Here is a 15,339-nt window from a genome sequence, read left to right on the forward strand (position 1 = left end):
GATCAGCGCGCGGGTTTCGCGACGACGACGAGGCTGTTGCCGCGCACGGCGCTCACCTGATACTCGTGTGCATCGTCACGCTCGCCGGTCGCGAGCTCGACGTCCCAGTCGGCGCCGCGATACTGCACGCGCGCGCGGCCGTCATGCCACGCGTCGACCGTCACGGTCGAGCCAATATCGAGATTGACGTCCGGATTCGCCGACGTGTCGCGTTTCTGCTTGCGCCCGAGCCCCGAGCGACGCAGCACGATCATCGCGATGATCGCGACCGCGGCGGCCGCCGCGACCTGCACGTGCGGCGCGAAACCGGCGAGCTGCAGCAGCGCGCCCGCGAGAAAGCCGAGCGCGATCATCAGCAGATAGAACGTGCCGGTCAGCAATTCGGCGACGACCAGCACGCCGACTCCGACCCACCAGAACAGATGCCCCGACATCATTGTGGTCTCCCGAAAAACAGCCCTCACGCCCGCCATGTTCGCGGTTCGGTGAGTACAAACAAAAACACCCCGGTGCCTACCGGGGTGTTTATAGCATGAACCTTGCATTCTGCCTTCATCGAAAGAGCGGCGGACCGCCCTTTCGTCGAGGCTGCGTTACCGACCGTTACTTCCGGTTGGCGAGCGCCTGCCACGTATCGATGATCGTGTCCGGGTTCAGCGAGATCGACACGATGCCTTCGTCGGTCAGCCATTGCGCGAAGTCCGGGTGATCGGACGGGCCCTGGCCGCAGATGCCGACGTACTTGCCCATCCGCAGGCAGGTATCGATTGCACGCTTCAACAGGAACTTGACGGCCGGGTCGCGTTCGTCGAAGTCGACGGCCAGCAGTTCCATGCCCGAGTCGCGATCGAGGCCGAGCGTGAGCTGCGTGAGGTCGTTCGAACCGATCGAGAAACCGTCGAAGTGTTCGAGGAACTCTTCGGCAAGAATCGCGTTGGTCGGGACTTCACACATCATCACGAGGCGCAGGCCGTTCTCGCCGCGCTTCAGGCCGAACTTCTCGAGCAGGCCGACGACGCGCTCCGCCTGCTTCACGGTACGCACGAACGGCACCATGATCTCGACGTTGGTCAGGCCCATCTCGTCGCGCACGCGCTTCAGTGCACGGCACTCCATCTCGAACGCCTGCGCGAAGTCTTCCGCGATATAGCGCGACGCGCCGCGGAAACCCAGCATCGGGTTTTCCTCGTCCGGCTCGTAACGCGAACCGCCGATCAGCTTCTTGTACTCGTTCGACTTGAAGTCGGACAGACGCACGATCACGGGCTTCGGATAGAACGCCGCGGCGATCGTCGCGACGCCTTCCGTCAGCTTGTCGACGTAGAACTGGCGCGGCGACGCGTGACCACGCGCGACGCTCTCGACCGCCTTCTTCAGGTCCTGGTCGATGTTCGGGTACTCGAGGATCGCCTTCGGGTGCACGCCGATGTTGTTGTTGATGATGAACTCGAGACGCGCGAGGCCAACACCAGCGTTCGGCAGTTGCGAGAAGTCGAACGCGAGCTGCGGGTTGCCGACGTTCATCATGATCTTGACCGGGATTTCCGGCAGCTCGCCGCGCTGCACTTCCGTGACTTCCGTCTCGAGCAGCCCGTCGTAGATCTTGCCTTCGTCGCCTTCCGCGCACGACACGGTGACGAGCGCGCCGTCCTTCAGCACGTCGGTCGCGTCGCCGCAGCCGACGACTGCCGGCACGCCGAGCTCACGCGCGATGATCGCCGCGTGGCAGGTGCGGCCGCCACGGTTCGTGACGATCGCCGCCGCACGCTTCATCACCGGCTCCCAGTTCGGGTCGGTCATGTCCGCCACCAGCACGTCGCCCGGCTGCACGCGTTCCATTTCCGACGGGTCCTGGATCACGCGCACGGGGCCCGCGCCGATCTTCTGGCCGATCGCGCGGCCCGTCGCGAGCACCTGCGACTGGCCCTTCAGCTTGAAGCGCTGCTCGGCCTTGCCGCTCGCCTGGCTCTTCACCGTTTCCGGACGTGCCTGCAGGATGAAGATCTTGCCGTCGCGGCCGTCCTTGCCCCACTCGATGTCCATCGGACGCTGGTAGTGCTTCTCGATGATGACCGCATACTTCGCGAGCTCGATCACGTCTTCGTCGGTGATCGAGTAGCGGTTGCGCTGCTCGTGCGGCACGTCGACCGTCTTCACGCGGCCCGGCTCGCCCGGCTGCGTGAATTCCATCTTGATCAGCTTCGAGCCGATCGAGCGGCGGATGATCGGGTACTTGTCCTGCGCGAGCGTCGTCTTGAACACGTAGAACTCGTCCGGGTTCACGGCGCCCTGCACGACGGTTTCGCCCAGGCCGTAGCTCGACGTGATGAACACGGCGTCCTTGAAGCCCGATTCGGTGTCGATCGTGAACATCACGCCGGCCGCGCCGACGTCCGAGCGGACCATGCGCTGCACGCCGGCCGACAGTGCGACCTCGGCGTGCGTGAAGCCCTTGTGCACGCGATACGAGATCGCGCGGTCGTTGTAGAGCGACGCGAACACGTGCTTCATGCGATCGAGGACGTCGTCGATGCCGACGACGTTCAGATACGACTCCTGCTGGCCGGCGAACGATGCGTCGGGCAGGTCTTCCGCGGTCGCGGACGAACGCACGGCGAACGACAGCTCGGCCGGCGAGCCGCTCTTCAGGATTTCGAACTGGGCGCGAATTTCCTCTTCGAGACGTGCCTGCATCGGCGCATCGACGATCCATTTGCGGATTTCGGCACCGGCTTCGGCGAGCGCCTTCACGTCGTCGATATCGAGCGACTCGAGACGCTTGGCGATGCGATCGGTCAGATCGTTGTGCTTGAGGAAATCACGGAAGGCGAGCGCGGTCGTGGCGAAACCGGTGGGTACGCGAACGCCTGCTTCGGAAAGCTGGCTGATCATCTCGCCGAGCGACGCATTCTTGCCGCCCACGATCTCCACATCGGTCATCCGCAACTGCTCGAACGGGATTACATACGCCTGGTCCTTTGCGACGTTTGCTGCGTTAGTCATACAAGCCCCTAAGTGTGAAAAAAATGCTCGATTGCGCAAGTGGGCTCGGACGCGGGCGCCTGCAAAAAGGCGCGGCGCGTCTTGCGCAACCTGTTGGAGAAACAATCGCGGCGGCGAAAAATCGTCCGACCCGATTTGCAAAAATCCCGGCAGAAGGGCGATATATTCAGACGAATCGCCGAACTTGCCGGGAGTTTTCGAATCGAGCGGCCAAGCCTGGGGCGCCGTTCGTATCCTGCCCCTGCAATTGCTTATCCAACAGGTTGCCGCTATTCTACCGTGCCGGCTGCCGGATGTGGCGCGACCTTGTCTCCGCGTCTGGAGGCGAACCTCCAGCCGCCCGCGCAACCGCCCTTCACGCTCGACGCCCAGATTCATGCTGCCTACCGTTTTCATCGTCTCCGACGGCACCGGGATCACTGCCGAAACCTTCGCGCATTCGATCCTCTCCCAGTTCGACCAGAAATTCCGTCTCGTGCGCCTGCCGTTCGTCGACTCGCTCGAGAAGGCCTATGCGACCGTCGAGAAGATCAACGACGCCGCCGTCCACGACGGCCGCCGCGCGATCGTCTTCACGACGCTCGTCGACAGCGAGTCGAACGACATCGTCAAGCGCTCGAACGCGCTCGTGCTGGACATGTTCCAGCGCTTCGTCGAGCCGCTCGAGCAGGAACTGGAGCTGAAATCGAGCCACGCGATGGGCCGCGGCCACCAGAACGCCGATACCGAGGAATACAAGACGCGGATCGAGGCGATCAACTTCTCGCTCGCGCACGACGACGGCCAGTCGAACCGCAACCTGTCCGAAGCCGACGTGATCCTGGTCGGCGTGTCGCGCAGCGGCAAGACGCCGACGAGCCTGTATCTCGCGATGCAGTACGGCGTGAAGGCGGCCAACTATCCGCTGATTCCGGAAGACTTCGAGCGCGGCAAGCTGCCGTCGGCACTGACGCCGCATCGCGACAAGCTGTTCGGGCTGTCGATCGACCCGCAGCGCCTGTCGGAGATCCGCAACGAACGCCGCCCCGGCAGCAAGTACGCGGCGCCGGAGAACTGCCGCTACGAGATCAACGAGGCCGAGGCGATGATGCGCCGCGAAGGGATCAAGTGGCTGTCGTCGACGCACAAGTCGATCGAGGAGATCGCGACGACGATCCTGCAGGAAATCCGTCTCGACCGGCAGTCGTACTGACGACCGGCGCACCGGCCGCCGTCAGGCCGCCGCCAACAGCAAAAAAGGCCGCGTATGCGGCCTTTTTTTCGTGATGCGGAATACGCAGCGGGCAACGCCGTGCGTCACGGCGTCATGTCATGTGCGCCGCTGCTGCCGCACCTGCTCGAACAGGCACACCGCCGCGGCGGCCGCGACGTTCAGCGACTCCATTCCGCCGGGCTGCGGGATCGTCACGCGATGCGTGGCCGCGTCGCGCCAGAACGCCGACACGCCGGCGCCCTCGTTGCCGAACACCCAGGCGACGGGCCCGGCCAGGTCGCAGTCGAAGACCGCTTGCGCGCCGTGCGAATCCGTCAGCGCGACCGGCACGTCGAGCCGCGCGGCGAGCGCATCCGGCTCGACATCCTCGTGGATCGACAGCAGGAAGTGCGCGCCCATTCCCGAACGCAGCACCTTCGACGACCACGCATAGGCGGTGCCCGGCGCGCAGAACACGTGCCGCACGCCGGCCGCGGCCGCGCTGCGCAGGATCGAGCCGACGTTGCCGGCGTCCTGCACGCCGTCGAGCACGACCGACGTGTGCGTGACGCGCTCGGGCAGCGGCTGCACGGGCCGGTCGACGAGCAGCAGGAAACCGACGCCGCTGACCACGTTCGACAACTGGCCGAACAGCGCGTCGGGCAGCGTGACGACCCGCTGCGCGTCGATGCGCGCGATGATCGCCTGCGCTTCGGCGTGCGCGAGCGCGCCTTCGGTCGCGACGCACAGCTCCGGTGTCGCGCCCGTATCGAGATACGCGGCGGCGAGATGGAAACCTTCGAGCAGCGCCTGGCCGCCGCGCCGCTGGTGAGACGTCGAGCCCGCGAGCGCCTTCAGGCGCTTGTACAGCGGGTTGTCGCGGGATGTAATGCTCTTCATCAGGGGCCTGTTCCCGCTAATCGCGGGCTTGCGAACGTGCGTTGCCAGCTGTCCCCGACGGGGAGCACCCTCGGGCGCGTGCGAGAAGCACGGCGCGCCGTCGGGCCGCGCCGAACCGGCGACGCGCGAAGTCGCCGGGCGGCCGGCAACGCACGTTCACGAAACTAAAAAAACCCTTTCCGGCGGGGCCGCCGGAAAGGCCGATCGTGGCGTCATGCTCGCGGCGAATATGCGAGGCATTCGCCGTGCCCCTTCCCTCGCGCTCGCCCCTTCTGGCGGCCGGCGCAAGCCCGTTCTCAGCGGGAACCGGCCATCAGGTCGAGCGCCTCGCGCACGGGCGCGAACGAGCGCCGATGCACTTCGCACGGGCCGTGCTCGCGCAGCGCGGCAAGATGTTGCGGGGTGCTGTAACCCACGTGCACGTTGAAGCCATACACCGGGAAGCGTTCATGCAGATCAACGAGCATGCGATCGCGCGTGACCTTCGCGAGAATCGACGCGGCCGAGATGCTCGGCACGAGCGCGTCGCCGCTGACGATCGCCTCGGCGCGCACCGTCAGCGTCGGACAGCGGTTGCCGTCGATCTGGGCAAGCGTCGGCAGCACCGACAGGCCCTCGACGGCCCGCTTCATCGCCAGCATCGTCGCGTGCAGGATGTTCAGCGTGTCGATTTCGTCGACGCTGGCCGACGCGACGCAAAACGCGCTCGCGCGCGCGACGATCAGGTCGTACAGCGCGTCGCGCTTCTTCGCGGACAGCGCCTTCGAATCGTCGAGCCCGTCGATCGGCCGCGCAGGATCGAGGATCACCGCGGCGGCCACGACCGGCCCCGCGAGCGGGCCGCGGCCCGCTTCGTCGACGCCGCAGACGATCTCGTCGGGCCGACTGAAGTCGAAACCGCCTTGCAGATCGGCCGACGCGCGGCGGCGTGGCACACGGATGGCCGTCATGCGCGCCCCCTGCGTTGCTCGAGCACGCGCACGACCGCTTCGGCGGCCTTCTCGGCCGTGTTCTGACGCAGCGACAGATGCATTTCGGTAAAGACTTCGGTCAGCGTGCGGCGGTTCGCATCGTCGCGCAGCTGCGTGAGCGTCGCATCGGCGAGCGCCTCGGGCGTCGCGAAATGCTGCAGCAACTCGGGCACGACGAAGCGCCCCGCCAGGATGTTCGGCAAGCCGACGTACGGCAGATAACCCTGCCGGCGCATGATCTGCCCGGTCAGCCAGGGCACCTTGTACGAGATCACCATCGGCTTCTTCAGCAGCGCGGCTTCCAGCGTGACGGTGCCGCTCTTCACGAGGATCGCGTCGGCGGCCGTCATCGCGACCTGCGAGCGGCCGTCGGTGATCGTCAGCGCGAGTTGCGGATGGGCATCCACGAGCGGCTGCAGCAGTTCGCGCAGCGCAGGCGTCGCCGCCGGCATCACGAACCGCACGCCGGGCTCGCGCTGCTGCATCAGCGCCATCGCCGCGAAGAACGTCGGGCCGATCAGCCCGATCTCCGAGCGCCGGCTGCCCGGCAGCACCGCGATCACCGGGCCGTCTGCGGGCAAGCCGAGCGCGATGCGCGCGCCGTGCGTGTCGGGCTCGAGCGGAATCTCGTCGGCGAGCGGATGACCGACATACGTCGAGGCGACGCCCGCCTTGTCGAGGATCGCCGGTTCGAACGGGAACAGGCACAGCATGTGGTCGACGGACTTCGCGATCTTCTTGATCCGCCCGCCGCGCCACGCCCAGATCGACGGGCACACGAAGTGGATCGACGGGATGCCCGCATCGCGCGCGGCCTGCTCCACGCTGAAATTGAAGTCGGGCGCGTCGACGCCGATGAACGCGTCGGGCCGCTCCGCGAGCAGCTGGCGCTTCAACTCGCCGCGAATCCGCAGGATCTCGGGAATCTGGCCCAGCGCCTCGACGTAGCCGCGCACCGTGAGCTTGTCCATCTGCCAGTGCGAGTCGAAGCCGTGCGCGAGCATCCGCTGCCCGCCGATCCCGTAGTAGCGGGTCGACGCGGGCAGCCGCTCTTGAAGCCCGCCGAGCAGCGACGCCGCGAGCAGATCGCCCGACGGCTCGCCGGCCACCATCGCGAGCCTGAGCTGATTGGTCGGGAGCGACATCGCTTAGCGGATGATGCCGCGTTGGGACGCGTCGATGAACTCGACGAACGCGGTGACCGCTGCATCGCCTTCACCGCCCGCGACCGCCAGCTCGCGCAACTGCACCTTCGCTTCCTCGAGCGACAGGCCGTTCTTGTACAGCAGGCGGTACGCACTGCGCAGCGCCGAGATCGCGTCGGGAGAGAAACCGCGCCGGCGCAAGCCTTCGACGTTGATGCCGTGCGGCTCGGCCTTGTTGCCGGCCGCGATCACGAACGGCGGCACGTCCTGCACGAGCGCCGACGCGCCGCCCAGCATCGAATGCGCGCCGATCCGCACGAACTGGTGCACGCCCGACATCCCGCCGATGATCGCGTAATCGCCGATCTCGACGTGACCGGCCATCTGCGCGTTGCTCGACAGGATCACGTTGTTGCCGACGCGGCAGTCATGACCGATGTGCACATAGGCCATGATCCAGTTGTCGTCGCCGAGCGTCGTCACGCCGACATCCTGCACGGTGCCGGTGTGGATCGTCGTGAATTCGCGGATCGTGTTGCGGTTGCCGATCACGAGCTTCGTCGGCTCGTCCTTGTACTTCATGTCCTGCGGACGGCCGCCGACCGACGCGTAATGGCCGATGCGGTTGTCCTCGCCGAGCGTCGTGTGACCTTCGATCACGCTGTGCGAGCCGATCGTCGTACGCGCGCCGATCGTGACGTGCGGCCCGACGATCGCATACGGCCCGATCTCGACGGACTCGTCGATCTGCGCGCCCGGTTCGACAATCGCGGTGGGATGAATCCTGGTCATGCGCCGTTGCCTCTCGATATGATGTGTCGCGTTGCTCGCGTTACGATATCCATGCGTGCCGCGTCGCTCAGGGCGCCGCGTCGGCCGTCTTGACCGTGCACATCAGTTCGGCCTCCGCCGCCACCTTGCCGTCCACTTCCGCCACCGCCTTGAACTTCCAGATGCCGCGGATGTAACGTTCGAACGTCACGTTCAGAATCAGCTGGTCGCCCGGTTCGACCACGCGCTTGAAGCGCGCGCCGTCGATGCCGACGAAGTAGTACAGCGTGTTTTCCGGATCCTTCGGCTGCTCTTCCGCGAACGTCAGCAGCGCGGCCGCCTGAGCGAGCGCCTCGAGGATCAGCACACCCGGCATCACCGGCCGCTTCGGGAAGTGTCCCTGGAAGAACGGCTCGTTGATCGACACGTTCTTCAGCGCTTTGATTCCCTTGTGCGGCTCGAGTTCGAGCACGCGGTCGACGAGCAGAATCGGGTAGCGGTGCGGCAGCAGCGTGAGGATCTTGTGGATGTCGAGATTGATTTTTTCAGTGCTCATGATGGTTCGTCTCACGCAGAGGCTGCGCGGTGGTGATGCAAAGGCTGAAGCGGGCCGCCGCGCGGCCCAGTCTGACAAACCGGGCCGGTAGCGCTGGCCGTGCCCGGTTTCTGGTCTCGCATGGCGTCGGTCAGGCGTCCGTGCCGCCCTGGGCGGCCAGTGCGGTTTCGAGCGCCTTGATACGCTCGCGCAGCTTGTCGAGGTTGCGCACGAGCGCGGCGCTCCGGTTCCATTCGCCGTGGTCGACGGCCGGGAATGCGCTCGTGTAGATGCCGGCCTTCGGCAGCGACTTCGACACGCCCGACTTCGCGGTGATGATGACATAGTCGCCGAGCGTCACGTGGCCGGCGATGCCTGCCGCGCCGCCGATCATGCAGTGGCGGCCGATCGTCGTGCTGCCGGCGATGCCGGCGCTGCCCGCGATCACCGTGTAGGCGCCGATCCGGCAGTTGTGGCCGATCTGAACCTGATTGTCGATCTTCACGCATTCGTCGATGACGGTGTCCGCCATCGCGCCGCGGTCGATCGTCGTGTTCGCGCCGATCTCGACATCCGGGCCGACCGTCACGCCGCCGACCTGCGGGATCTTGACCCAGCTGCCGGTGCGCGCCTCGCCGTCGCCGACGAAATCCGGCGCGAAGCCGAACCCGTCGGAACCGATCACGGCACCCGAATGGATGATCGCGCGCGGGCCGATCTTGCAGCCGTGGTACACCGATGCGTTCGGATACAGGTGCGAACCCGCGCCGATCGTCGTGCCGCGGCCGATGAACACGTTCGCGTCGAGCTGCACGCCGTCCTCGATCACCGCGCCGGCCTCGACCGTCACGTGCGGGCCGATCACCGCGCTCGCGGCAACCTGGGCGGCCGGATCGATCGTCGCGCTCGGATGCACGCCCGGCGCGCGCGGTGGCGTGGCGAGATCGATGAACATCTGCGCGACGCGCGCGAAATACGCGTACGGATTCGGCGTCACGATGAAATTGAGGGGGCCGGCCATCCGGGGGCCGGCCGGCTGGCCGTCAGTAGCCGCGCGCAGCTTTTCGAGATCCTTCGGTGCGATCAGCACCGCGCCGGCGCGGGTCGTCTCGACCTGCGACAGGTACTTCGGATTCGCGAGAAACGCGAGTTGCTGAGGGCCTGCCTGGTCGAGCGGCGCGAGGCCGCTCACCTTGCACTGGGCGTCGCCGGCGATCTCGCCGCCGAACCGCTTTACGAGTTCCTCGAGCGTCAATGCCATTCGTCGTCTGCTCCGTTCAGTTCGTCGAGCCGGACGCGAGCGCCTTGAGCACCTTGTCGGTGATGTCGATGCGCGGACTGACGTACACAGCTTCCTGCACGATCAGGTCGTAATTCTGCTGCTCGGCTATCTGCTTGATGACCTTGTTCGCGCGCTCCAGCACCGCCGCGAGTTCCTCGTTGCGGCGCTGGTTCAGGTCCTCGCGAAACTCGCGCTGCTTGCGCTGGAAGTCGGTGTCGAGCTGCGCGAGATCGCGCTGCTTCTGCGCACGATCGGCCGCCGACAGCGACGCACCGTTCTTGTCCAGCGAGTCGGACATCGACTTCAGGCGCGCCGCGAGGTCCTGCAGTTCCTTGTCGCGCTTCGCGAACTCGGCTTCGAGCTTCGTCTGCGCCACCTTGGCGGGCGCCGACTCGCGCAGGATCCGATCCGAATTGACCGCCGCGATGCGGGCGACGTCCTGAGCATGCGCCGTCGCCGCGCCCAAGGCCAGCGCAACGGTCAGCGCACACATCACTCGTTTCGAAAACTTACCGGTTAGCAAAATTACCCTCTCGTTGCTGTTGTCATGCGTTCGATCAGAACGCCGTCCCGATCTGGAACTGGAATTTCTGGTACTGGTCGCCTTCATGCTTCTGCAGCGGGAAGCCGAGGCTCAGCTTCAGCGGGCCGATCGGCGAGATCCACGCGAGACCCACACCGTAGCCGTAACGCAGGCCGTTCGCGCCGGTACTCGTGCCGCCCGGCGCGTTGCCCCACACGTTACCGCCGTCGAGGAACGTGAACACGCGCAGCGTACGGTCGTAGCCGGTGCCCGGCAGCGGGAACGTCAGCTCGATGTTGCCGACCAGCATCTTCGAACCGCCGATCGGGTCGTTCGTCTTCGTGTCGCGCGGGCCCAGCGAGCTCGGCTCGTAGCCACGCACGGAGCCGATACCGCCCGCGTAGTAGTTCTTGAAGATCGGGTACGGGTTGCCGATACCGTTGCCGTAGCCGCCTTGCAGGTTCATGCCCAGGATGAAGCCGCGCGAGAACGAATAGTAGTACTGCGCCTGCAGGTCGGCCTTGTAGTACTGGATCTTGCCGACCGGCACACCGTACTCGACGTTCGCCTGCGTGAAGTAGCCGCGGCTCGGGATCAGCGCGCTGTCACGCGCGTCGCGCGACCACGCGACGGTCAGCGGCACCGTGTTCGACACGCGGCCGAACTCGTTCACGTAATCCTGGTAGCTCTGCGGCGTGTTCGAGTCGACGTCGAGACGGTTCTGCTCGAAGCCCGCGCCGAAGTAGACGGTGTCGACTTCCGAGAACGGAATGCCGAACTTCAGGTTGCCGCCCGCGCTGATGATCCGGAAGCTCGAGCTCGTCGAATAGTAGAGCGGCTGGTACGTGCGGTAGTAGACGTCCGTGATCCGCTTGATGCCGTCGACCGTGAAGTACGGGTCGACCTGCGTGACGGTCAGCGTGCGGTAGCTCTTCGCGGTGTTGACGTTCACCGACAGGCTCGTGCCCGAGCCGAACACGTTGTCCTGCGACACGCCGGCCGACAGCACCACCTTGTCCGTCGACGAGAAGCCCGCGCCCAGCGTGATCGCGCCGGTCGGCTTTTCATCGACCTTCACGGTCACGTCGACCTGGTCGTTCGTGCCTTCGACCGGCACCGTCGTCACGTCGACGTTGGTGAAGTAGCCGAGACGGTTCACGCGATCCTTCGACAGCGCGAGGCGGTTCGAATCGAACCACGAGCTTTCGAGCTGGCGCATTTCGCGGCGCACGACTTCGTCGCGCGTACGCGTGTTGCCGACCACGTTGATGCGGCGCACATACACGCGACGGCTCGGATCGACGACGAGGTTCAGGTTCACCTTGTGGTTCGCCTGGTCGATGTCCGGCTGCGCGTTGACGGTCGCGAATGCGTAACCGTATTCGCCGAGCTTGTCGACGATCGACTTCGTCGTTTGCTGCAGCTTTTCGGCCGAGAAGCGATCGCCCGGCTTGATCTTGATCAGCTTGGTCAGTTCGGCTTCGCGATCGAGCAGGTTGCCCGACAGCTTGATGCCCGACACCGTGTACGGCTCGCCTTCGTGCAGCGTGACCGTCAGGTACATGTCCTTCTTGTCGGGCGAGATCGACACCTGGGTCGACTCGATGTTGAACTCGAGGTAGCCGCGGTTCAGGTAGTACGAGCGCACGGCCTCGAGGTCGCCCGTCAGCTTTTCCTTCGAGTACAGGTCGTTCTTCGTGTACCAGGAGAACCAGTTCGGCGTGGACAACTGCATCTCGTCGCGCAGCTTGCTGGTGCTGAACGCCTTGTTGCCGATGAAGTTGATCTGGCGGATCTTCGCGCTCGGACCTTCGGCGACCGCGAACAGGATCGACACGCGGTTCGCGTCGACCGGCGTGATCGTCGTCTTGACCTCGGCCGCGTAGAAGCCGCGCGTCAGGTACTGACGCTTGAGCTCCTGCTCCGCCTTGTCGACGAGCGCCTTGTCGTAGTAGCGGCCGTCGGCCAGACCCACCGCGCGCAGCGCCTTCGTCAGATTGTCCTTGTCGAATTCCTTCGTGCCGGTGAAGTCGATCGACGCGATGGCCGGACGCTCCTGCACCTGCACGATCACGACGTTGCCCTGGGTGGCGATGCGCACGTCGTTGAAGAAGCCCGTCGCGTACAGCGCGCGAATTGCTTCGGATGCCTTGTCGTCGGTGAAGGTATCGCCCTGCTTGATCGGCAGGTAGGCAAACACCGAACCCGCTTCGACGCGCTGCAACCCCTCGATCTTGATGTCTTGCACCACGAACGGTGCCGCTGCATGCGCCGCGAGGCCGTGCGCGGCGAGCGCGGCCGCTGCAACTGTCTTAGGTACAAAGCGATGAGGTTTGAACAACGTGCATCCCCAATATTTAGCTGCATCAAATCAGGCGGCGGCCGACTGGCCGCCGCCTGACGCTTCAGAAATGGATTAACCGAGCCAGGTCGTTGAACAGCGCGATCGCCGACAATGCGACGATGCAGATCAACCCGGCTCTTTGCAGAATCAGCTGCCAGCGCTCCGAAACGGCTTTCCCGGTCGCGGCTTCAACCAGATAATATAACAGATGCCCCCCGTCCAAAACGGGAATCGGCAGCAAGTTCAACACCCCGAGGCTAATGCTGACAAGGGCGAGGAACGACAGGAAGGCCGACGGACCGAGCCGCGCGCTCTTGCCCGCGTAGTCCGCAATCGTCACCGGACCGGACAGGTTCTTCAGCGACGCGTTGCCCGTGATCATGCGCCCGAACATCTTCAGCGAATAGACGGCGATGTCCCACGTGCGGTGCGCGCCGAGCCGCAGGCTCTCGATCGGACCGTAGCGCACGTCGACCGACGGCGTGTGCATCGACAGCGCCGCGCCGATGCGGCCGACCTGCTGGCCCGTCTCGTCGTCGCGCTGCGCCTGCGGCACGATCGACACCGTCTGCGTGGCGCCGCCGCGCTCCACGCGCAGATCGACCGCCTGCCCCGCGTGGTGCTTCACCGCGTCGATGAAGCGCGAGGCGCCGCCGATCGGCTTGCCGTCGAGCGCGAGCAGCTTGTCGCCGGCCTTCAGGCCCGCGCGCTCGGCCGCGCTACCGGGCTGCACCGACGCCACCGACAACGTGCCGCCGCCGGTCTCGAAGCCCAGGTGCGTCATGAAATCGTCGTCGAGCGCGCTTTCGGGAACGTTGCGCAGGTCGACGCGGAAATCGAACGTCGACGCGCCGCCGTCGCGCGCGCCGAGCACGACCTCGCGATGATCGAACGCGGCGGCCAGCAGCTTCCAGCGCAGATCCGACCACGACCGCACCGGCACGGCCTCGCTGCCCTGCGCATCGCCTGCGTGCACGTCACGGATCGAGACGATCGTCTCGTTGCCGTCGAAGCCCGCGCGGGCGGCCACCGTGCCGGCGGCCGGCGGCGCGAGCACCGCGGCCGGCTCGGTCACGCCGGTGGCGAATACAACGGAAAACAGGACGATTGCCAACAGGAAGTTCGCGATCGGGCCCGCGGCGACGATCGCGATGCGCTTGAACACCGATTGCCGGTTGAATGCCTGTGCGAGCTCCTCGGGCTTGATGTCCGCCCCCGGCTCGCGCTCGTCGAGCATCTTCACGTAACCGCCGAGCGGCAGTGCGGACAGCGTCCATTCGGTGCCCGTCCTGCGGCTGACCCAGCGCGCGACGGGCTGGCCGAAACCGATCGAGAAACGCAGCACCTTCACGCCGCACCAGCGCGCGACGCGATAATGTCCGTACTCATGCACGACGACCAGCACCCCGATCGCCACCGCAAACGCGATCAGTTCGACCAGCACGTTCATGAGCACCTCATTCAGACAGTACGCTCCACGCGGGGCGCAGGCGCTTTCGCAATGATCTCGGCGGCGAGGCGGCGTGCCTCGGCATCCGCCGCAAGGACGTCGTCGAGCCCGTTCGGGCTGCGGTTCGGCAGCGCGTTGAGCACCGCGTCGACCGTGGCCGCGATCGCCATGAAGCCGATCCGGCGCTCGAGAAACGCTTCGACCGCGATTTCGTTCGCCGCGTTCAACGCGGCGCTCGCGATACCACCCTCTTCAAGCGCCTTCAGCGCGAGCGCGAGGCACGGGAAGCGCGTGTAATCGGGCTTCTCGAACGACAGCTGCGCGATCTGCGCAAGGTCGAGCTGGTCGACGCCCGCGTCGACGCGCTCCGGAAACGCCAGCGCGTGCGCGATCGGCGTGCGCATGTCGGGGTTGCCGAGCTGGGCGAGCACCGAGCCGTCGCGGTACGACACGAGCGAATGGATCACGCTCTGCGGGTGGATCAGCACGTCGATCCGGTCGCCCGGCAGCCCGAAGATCCAGTGCGCCTCGATCACCTCGAGGCCCTTGTTCATCATCGTCGCGGAATCGACCGAAATCTTGCGGCCCATCACCCAGTTCGGGTGCTTGCACGCCTCGTCCGGCGTCACGTCGGCGAGCGTGGCGGGCTCACGCGTGCGGAACGGGCCGCCCGATGCGGTCAGGATGATCTTCGAGATCCCGCCGTGCTCGTTCTCGTCGCGCGGCATGCACTGGAAGATCGCGTTGTGTTCGCTGTCGACCGGCAGCAGGATCGCGCCATGGTCGCGCACGGCGTCCATGAAGATCGCGCCCGACATCACGAGCGATTCCTTGTTCGCCAGCAGGATGCGCTTGCCGGCGCGCGCGGCCGCGAGGCTCGGCGCCAGGCCGGCCGCGCCGACGATCGCCGCGACGACGGTGTCGCAGCCGTCGCTCTTCGACACGTCGACGAGCGCCTGCGGCCCGTACAGCACGATGGTCTTGCTGCCCGCCGCGCGCAGCTTTGCCTCGACGTGCGCCGCCGTGTTCGCATCGCCGACCACCGCGACTTCGGGCGCGAAGCGCAGGCACTGCTCGACGAGCTTGTCGCCGTTGCGGTGCGCGGTCAACGCATAGACCGAGAAACGCTCGGGATGGCGGGCGACCACGTCGAGCGTGCTGTCTCCGATCGAGCCCGTGGAACCGAGCAGTGTCAGACGTTTTTGCATAACAGAAATAGTGGT

At 66.0% G+C, this 15,339-nt stretch carries 13 protein-coding genes; 1 reads left to right on the plus strand and 12 read right to left on the minus strand.

Annotation, left to right across the window (positions count from 1 at the left end):
• Positions 1-2 precede the first annotated feature (2 nt).
• Both FFI87_RS10180 and ppsA read right to left on the minus strand, forming a co-directional pair.
• On the minus strand, positions 3-437 hold the full coding sequence (locus FFI87_RS10180; RefSeq protein ID WP_011657273.1) for an NfeD family protein: 435 nt from the start codon (positions 435-437) through the stop codon (positions 3-5).
• A gap of 166 nt (positions 438-603) precedes the next feature.
• Positions 604-3,003: a phosphoenolpyruvate synthase gene (gene ppsA, locus FFI87_RS10185; RefSeq protein WP_012364125.1), complete on the minus strand. Its 2,400-nt coding sequence runs from the start codon at positions 3,001-3,003 to the stop codon at positions 604-606.
• A 376-nt stretch (positions 3,004-3,379) separates the two neighbouring features.
• Between ppsA and FFI87_RS10195 the strand changes: the two genes are divergently transcribed.
• The gene (locus tag FFI87_RS10195) at positions 3,380-4,195 is read left to right on the plus strand and encodes a pyruvate, water dikinase regulatory protein (protein WP_011657274.1); all 816 of its coding nucleotides are present in this window, start codon (positions 3,380-3,382) and stop codon (positions 4,193-4,195) included.
• Between the two features lie 117 nt (positions 4,196-4,312).
• Here the strand turns inward: FFI87_RS10195 and FFI87_RS10200 are convergent, their stop codons facing one another.
• The 10 genes from FFI87_RS10200 to FFI87_RS10245 all read right to left on the minus strand — a co-directional run bounded on the left by FFI87_RS10200 (position 4,313) and on the right by FFI87_RS10245 (position 15,324).
• Entirely contained in the window at positions 4,313-5,095 is a 783-nt protein-coding gene (locus FFI87_RS10200) for a TrmH family RNA methyltransferase (RefSeq protein ID WP_012364126.1), read from the minus strand.
• 296 nt (positions 5,096-5,391) lie between these two features.
• Positions 5,392-6,045: a ribonuclease HII gene (rnhB, locus tag FFI87_RS10205; RefSeq protein ID WP_012364127.1), complete on the minus strand. Its 654-nt coding sequence runs from the start codon at positions 6,043-6,045 to the stop codon at positions 5,392-5,394.
• On the minus strand, positions 6,042-7,211 hold the full coding sequence (lpxB, locus tag FFI87_RS10210; protein ID WP_138847527.1) for a lipid-A-disaccharide synthase: 1,170 nt from the start codon (positions 7,209-7,211) through the stop codon (positions 6,042-6,044). Before lpxB ends, rnhB begins: the two co-directional genes overlap by 4 nt.
• Positions 7,212-7,214: 3 nt before the next feature.
• Entirely contained in the window at positions 7,215-8,003 is a 789-nt protein-coding gene (gene lpxA, locus FFI87_RS10215; protein ID WP_012364129.1) for an acyl-ACP--UDP-N-acetylglucosamine O-acyltransferase, read from the minus strand.
• A gap of 67 nt (positions 8,004-8,070) precedes the next feature.
• A complete protein-coding gene (fabZ, locus tag FFI87_RS10220; RefSeq protein WP_006495559.1) occupies positions 8,071-8,538 on the minus strand; it encodes a 3-hydroxyacyl-ACP dehydratase FabZ in 468 nt (155 codons plus the stop codon).
• Between the two features lie 130 nt (positions 8,539-8,668).
• Positions 8,669-9,778: a UDP-3-O-(3-hydroxymyristoyl)glucosamine N-acyltransferase gene (gene lpxD / locus FFI87_RS10225; protein WP_138847526.1), complete on the minus strand. Its 1,110-nt coding sequence runs from the start codon at positions 9,776-9,778 to the stop codon at positions 8,669-8,671.
• A gap of 16 nt (positions 9,779-9,794) precedes the next feature.
• Positions 9,795-10,292, minus strand: a complete 498-nt coding sequence (locus FFI87_RS10230; RefSeq protein ID WP_041489826.1) for an OmpH family outer membrane protein — start codon at positions 10,290-10,292, stop codon at positions 9,795-9,797.
• A gap of 64 nt (positions 10,293-10,356) precedes the next feature.
• A complete protein-coding gene (gene bamA / locus FFI87_RS10235; protein ID WP_138847525.1) occupies positions 10,357-12,663 on the minus strand; it encodes an outer membrane protein assembly factor BamA in 2,307 nt (768 codons plus the stop codon).
• Between the two features lie 64 nt (positions 12,664-12,727).
• Positions 12,728-14,116: an RIP metalloprotease RseP gene (gene rseP / locus FFI87_RS10240; RefSeq protein WP_138847524.1), complete on the minus strand. Its 1,389-nt coding sequence runs from the start codon at positions 14,114-14,116 to the stop codon at positions 12,728-12,730.
• 11 nt (positions 14,117-14,127) lie between these two features.
• Positions 14,128-15,324, minus strand: a complete 1,197-nt coding sequence (locus FFI87_RS10245) for a 1-deoxy-D-xylulose-5-phosphate reductoisomerase (protein ID WP_012364133.1) — start codon at positions 15,322-15,324, stop codon at positions 14,128-14,130.
• Positions 15,325-15,339 lie beyond the last annotated feature (15 nt).

Origin of the sequence: Burkholderia sp. KBS0801 (assembly GCF_005937855.2) — a bacterium.
GTDB classification, from domain to species: domain Bacteria; phylum Pseudomonadota; class Gammaproteobacteria; order Burkholderiales; family Burkholderiaceae; genus Burkholderia; species Burkholderia ambifaria.

What these genes read in the sequence shown, in the direction of transcription:
- lpxA (WP_012364129.1), bottom strand. Translation starts at nt 8,003, where the DNA reads ATGACCAGGATTCATCCCACCGCGATTGTCGAACCGGGCGCGCAGATC.
- FFI87_RS10230 (WP_041489826.1), bottom strand. Translation starts at nt 10,292, where the DNA reads ATGTGTGCGCTGACCGTTGCGCTGGCCTTGGGCGCGGCGACGGCGCAT.
- fabZ (WP_006495559.1), bottom strand. Translation starts at nt 8,538, where the DNA reads ATGAGCACTGAAAAAATCAATCTCGACATCCACAAGATCCTCACGCTG.
- rseP (WP_138847524.1), bottom strand. Translation starts at nt 14,116, where the DNA reads ATGAACGTGCTGGTCGAACTGATCGCGTTTGCGGTGGCGATCGGGGTG.
- FFI87_RS10180 (WP_011657273.1), bottom strand. Translation starts at nt 437, where the DNA reads ATGATGTCGGGGCATCTGTTCTGGTGGGTCGGAGTCGGCGTGCTGGTC.
- FFI87_RS10200 (WP_012364126.1), bottom strand. Translation starts at nt 5,095, where the DNA reads ATGAAGAGCATTACATCCCGCGACAACCCGCTGTACAAGCGCCTGAAG.
- ppsA (WP_012364125.1), bottom strand. Translation starts at nt 3,003, where the DNA reads ATGACTAACGCAGCAAACGTCGCAAAGGACCAGGCGTATGTAATCCCG.
- lpxD (WP_138847526.1), bottom strand. Translation starts at nt 9,778, where the DNA reads ATGGCATTGACGCTCGAGGAACTCGTAAAGCGGTTCGGCGGCGAGATC.
- FFI87_RS10195 (WP_011657274.1), top strand. Translation starts at nt 3,380, where the DNA reads ATGCTGCCTACCGTTTTCATCGTCTCCGACGGCACCGGGATCACTGCC.
- lpxB (WP_138847527.1), bottom strand. Translation starts at nt 7,211, where the DNA reads ATGTCGCTCCCGACCAATCAGCTCAGGCTCGCGATGGTGGCCGGCGAG.
- rnhB (WP_012364127.1), bottom strand. Translation starts at nt 6,045, where the DNA reads ATGACGGCCATCCGTGTGCCACGCCGCCGCGCGTCGGCCGATCTGCAA.
- FFI87_RS10245 (WP_012364133.1), bottom strand. Translation starts at nt 15,324, where the DNA reads ATGCAAAAACGTCTGACACTGCTCGGTTCCACGGGCTCGATCGGAGAC.